Source organism: Endozoicomonas sp., assembly GCF_031844845.1.
Classification (GTDB): Bacteria; Pseudomonadota; Gammaproteobacteria; order Pseudomonadales; family Endozoicomonadaceae; genus Endozoicomonas.
Genome location: NZ_JAVRMB020000258.1, coordinates 1 through 4,506 on the forward strand (window position 1 = coordinate 1; position 4,506 = coordinate 4,506).

Annotated in this window: 3 protein-coding genes and 2 pseudogenes; 3 read left to right on the top strand and 2 right to left on the bottom strand. The window is 47.8% G+C overall.

Annotated features, from left to right (window positions below):
• Positions 1 to 772, top strand: a pseudogene (locus RM811_RS13930) (hypothetical protein); the annotation flags it as partial.
• A gap of 116 nt (positions 773 to 888) precedes the next feature.
• Here RM811_RS13930 and RM811_RS13935 read toward each other — a convergent pair.
• A complete protein-coding gene (locus RM811_RS13935; RefSeq protein WP_402525339.1) occupies positions 889 to 2,019 on the bottom strand; it encodes a protein kinase domain-containing protein in 1,131 nt (376 codons plus the stop codon).
• 702 nt (positions 2,020 to 2,721) lie between these two features.
• Here RM811_RS13935 and RM811_RS13940 point away from each other — a divergent pair.
• Both RM811_RS13940 and coaE read left to right on the top strand, forming a co-directional pair.
• On the top strand, positions 2,722 to 3,600 hold the full coding sequence (locus RM811_RS13940) for a prepilin peptidase (protein ID WP_402525342.1): 879 nt from the start codon (positions 2,722 to 2,724) through the stop codon (positions 3,598 to 3,600).
• On the top strand, positions 3,600 to 4,217 hold the full coding sequence (gene coaE, locus RM811_RS13945; RefSeq protein WP_402525345.1) for a dephospho-CoA kinase: 618 nt from the start codon (positions 3,600 to 3,602) through the stop codon (positions 4,215 to 4,217). Before RM811_RS13940 ends, coaE begins: the two co-directional genes overlap by 1 nt.
• Before the next feature lie 120 nt (positions 4,218 to 4,337).
• On the opposite strand, the pseudogene RM811_RS13950 reads toward coaE, so the two are convergent.
• Positions 4,338 to 4,506 (bottom strand): annotated as a pseudogene (locus RM811_RS13950) (NAD+ synthase); the annotation flags it as partial.

The window sequence follows — 4,506 nt, forward strand, 5'->3', positions numbered from 1 at the left end:
CTGGAAATTTTCCAGCCAGGGCTCTATTTTTGCCCACTGGGAGCTGACGGAACATCAGTATATGGTAACGCCGGTGGATACCATGAATGCCAATATGGATCTGTTAAAGCACACCGCCGCCAACAATAATATGCTCAGCCCATACGATGGCATTGCCCAGCGCTTTGGCGTGATTACCAGTGTCATTTATGCCAAGAGCGGCCTGTCCATTGGAGCACAGTCCAAAAACTCAGAATTCAAGATCACAGCAGATGAACCGTTGCTGCAAAGCTATATGTCCATAAACAAGGTAAGTCAGGGTTATTATCGAACCAGCACCAGTGGCCAGATCGCCAGTTTTATCTGGCCTGCGGATCCTGCTGCGGACACCAGCCCGGCCCCCGTGGCCTTCACCTTCGCCTCCATTGATGGTGAGCGGGTATTACCCAACTGGATCAGGCCTATCACCTCTTTCTCTATTTATATCAATAATCATGGATCGTACTATGTGGACCTGGAACTTCGATACCGTGACTCCGGAGGGCTTCAGGTGGTTGATGATGATAGTGTTACCGGTTTTTCCTCCGCCAGTTTTCACGATATTCCGCTGGAGGCAACAGATATTGAACTGAACGTTGACTTTTTCGAACTGTTCCACGACGGCGAAAAAACATTACGCTGGAAATCCCCGTTGGGGTCATGGCTCAATGGCAATCGGCATGTTGACATTTATGGTTACTGGCCGAGAAAAACACGCGTCAGCGTTAAGGAGGAGTCGGATGACAGTAAGTAATCGGTTATCACTCGCGACAGGTTAACCATCCATTACCATACCCGTTATTACTCAGCTTGCCAGCAACAAACCGTCAGAAGACAAGGGGTAAACTCATAATGCAAAAGGCCTCATCGTTAGCAAGCGGAAATGGTATCAGACGACTGAAGCATTGCTTCTGGCATGTCCGGTCGGGCTCCCGGCATGCGTTTGATAACTGCATTATCGGGTCTTTTAGCCGGATCAGCTGCCATCATGTTTTGGGCGAGCAGCAGCAGATCCCGTATCTCCGTGCGGGCTTCTTCTGTATCTGCAACCTGACAATAAGCAACATCCCGTTTTTCTTTCGATACAGCCAGATCTTTACCTGTCCGTGCAACCAGATCATTGACTAACTTATTGATTTCCGCTTGCGATCCATGCTCCTGACCATTAAGGAAATTACGAACGGCTATGCTTTCCTCATCAGGGTGGAAATAATCGATCAACTTCCTGATTGCAAAGCCAAGGGACCAGATATCATTCTCAACGGCCCTCTCATATCTTTTCCTGAGTTCTGTATCAGTCACCTGCTGGAGGTAACAAGTATCCCCTCTCCACCAGAAAGAAGAAATTTCCGGCGCACAATACGACGTCGCAGAGATCAGAAACGTCCCAACTTCACCAGCCCATCCAAAGTCTGTTAACGCAACTTTTTTCTCATCGTTTTCCGACCGGATAAGAATATTTTCTATTTTGACATCTGAGTGAACAATACGCTTCTCATGCAAGTATTCCAGAGCCTCACTCACCTGCCGCATCCAGTTCCGGATATCCACTGATCGATAGCTGTTTAGCAACATATAATCAAAAAGATCGCTATCGTACAGCGGGAAGACCTCCAGCAGACCGAGCTTATCGCTTGAAATAACACACAGCAATGGCGCAATATTTTTATGGGAAATATTCTGATAGTGCTGGATATCTCTTTTTTGCTCGATGCGCACCTCTACACTGTTGGGATCAATGCCCCTCCGCAACGCAACGGGGGGGACTGTGTCAGGGATAGCAATGATGGTAAAGCTTTGTCCAAAAGCCTCATTTTTTCCTGTTGCAGAATTTTCCGCCCGTTCTAACAGATATTTCTGATCAACCATTCTTATACTTGGACAGCGCCCAAAACACAGCTTGCGCCTACCGTTCTTTATAAAAACAGGTTCATTAGGTTTACGCTCTTCGGCTGATTGAGAAACAATGCTTGCCAATGATATGGGACTTGTTGAGGTCATGGGTAGTTCCTTCACCGTAAATATCCACATTGGAGTACAGAAAAGACTATTTGTTCACCTGAGTTTTTTACTGTGTGCAGTAACTCTGGCGTTAACACCCTTCGGAGGGTCTGAATTGTTGGCATAAATCGCCAGACCATCTGGTTAGCCTCTGAATTCCACGAGTTTTTTATGGTCAGATTTTTCAGGAGTGCATTTATTGGCATCCATATTGACGGATGTCGTAAACCCGGACCCTATAACAAAGTCAGGTTCTTTAAGCCCAAGCCCGAAAATCTTGTTTTTATGTAGACAGTTTTTCGAGAACTTAGTTCCCGTGGGGCAAGGCCTGTGACTAAGCGCTGGCATTTAATAGCAAGTCGGGGTCATCGAAGAGTTGTCTAAAAAGACCCTGTAACACCACAGCCCCCGAGATCCCCAGACAAAAACTGTCCGAAGTATTCGGTTTAATAATTTATTCTTAATCTGACCAGCCCAACCCGGAATCTATTCCTGAACATCAGTAACACTGTCTGCCCTGTCAGGGTCGCTGATCAGATTTGGGAGTTCGATCACAATTTACCATCCAGAAACGATGCCTCCCTCTAACCAAGAGTTTGATTCAGGGAACAGTCATGCCAATATTGGACTATTAAAATTTCTCAGGCGGTTGGCTGAAAAAGAATTGGCCAACCACACTGATGCCACCAGGGAACCCTGTAAATGTCACCGGTTATTGAACTTCTTGAGATCTCAACGCCTTACCTGGCCTTTGTTCTGACGATCATCGGCCTGATTGTCGGCAGCTTTCTTAATGTGGTGATTCATCGCTTACCCATCATGATGGAGAGACAGTGGCAGCAGCAAAGCGAAGCCATTTTACACCCGGAAAAAGAACCGGACCCGCTGCCGGCCTATAACCTGATGGTTCCGGCTTCCACCTGTCCTTCATGCCAGCACAAAATCCGTGCCTGGGAAAACATTCCGGTGATCAGCTATCTGTTTCTGAGAGGGAAATGTTCTGGCTGTAAGAACGCCATATCTTTTCGCTACCCAGCCATTGAAATTATCAGTGCCGTCATGACCGTTGTGATCGGCCTGACCTACGGTTTCACATTACATACCCTTGCTTTCTGTCTGCTTGGCTGGTCACTGCTGACCCTGACCATGATTGACTACGATACACAACTGCTGCCTGACGATATTACCCTTCCTCTCCTCTGGGCAGGACTGATTGTTAATAGTTTTGGTCTCGTCGTAAGCCTGGAACAGGCTCTGTGGGGAGCCGTTGCCGGTTATCTCTCCCTGTGGAGTGTTTACTGGGTATTCAAGCTGCTTACCGGCAAAGAAGGCATGGGGTACGGTGACTTCAAACTTCTGGCAGCACTGGGAGCATGGCTGGGCTGGATGAAGTTACCACTAATCATTCTCCTCTCTTCCCTGGTGGGAACCATTGCCGCTGTCCTGTTGATCGTTATGAAGCGTCAGGAACGATCCAACCCTATTCCCTTTGGCCCGTACCTGGCCATCGCCGGTTTTGTCGCCCTGGTCTGGGGAGACAGGCTGATTGAAGCCTACCTGACCTTTTCGGGGCTGAGCTGATGAAAACAGGTTCTTCTTTATCCCAAAGACCTTTGACCATCGGTGTTACCGGTGGCATTGGCTGTGGTAAGACGGCAGTGACTGATTATTTCGCCAGTAAAGGCATTACTATTGTCGATGCCGATATCGCTGCCAGAGTGGTCGTAGAGGCCGGAAAACCAGCTCTGGTTGAAATTGAGCAGCGTTATGGCTCAGATATTCTTATCAGTGGCAGTCTTGATCGCAAAAAGCTGAGAACCATTATTTTTGATGATGCAAATGAAAGAGAGTGGCTTGAAAAGCTTCTGCACCCGCTGATCCGGGAGCAGATTATCCATGAGCTGAATAATGCTGAATCAATCTATGCGGTATTGGTTTCTCCCCTGATACTGGAAACCAATCAGCATGAACTGGTGGACCGGGTGCTTGTGGTGGACGTTCCAGAGAAGGTTCAAATAGAAAGAACCATGGCCCGGGATAATATGACGGAAGAACAAACCCGACAGATCATCAACAGTCAAATCCAGCGGGAACAGAGAGTGGCCAAAGCCGATGATGTTGTGGATAACACCGGCTCTTTAGAGCAGCTGCACCATTCGCTGGAAAAGCTGCATCAATGCTATCTTAGTCTCACTTGAGGCTTCTTTTTTTGCCACGGAGACACAGAGACACGGAGGAAAGCTTTAAAAAACTCCGTGCCTCTGTGTCTCCGTGGCAAATCATGCTTTAAGCTATGTGAAAATTGGTTCGGGAAATTCCTAAACCCCAAGTCTCCATCCATTGGTGATCGGATAACGGCGATCCCGACCAAAACCTCTCGGCGTGATTCTCACCCCAATAGCCGACTGCCGACGTTTGTATTCGCTGATATCCACCAGTCTCAGAACGCGATAGACCGTATCCCGGTCAAAGCCCTCTTTAACAATA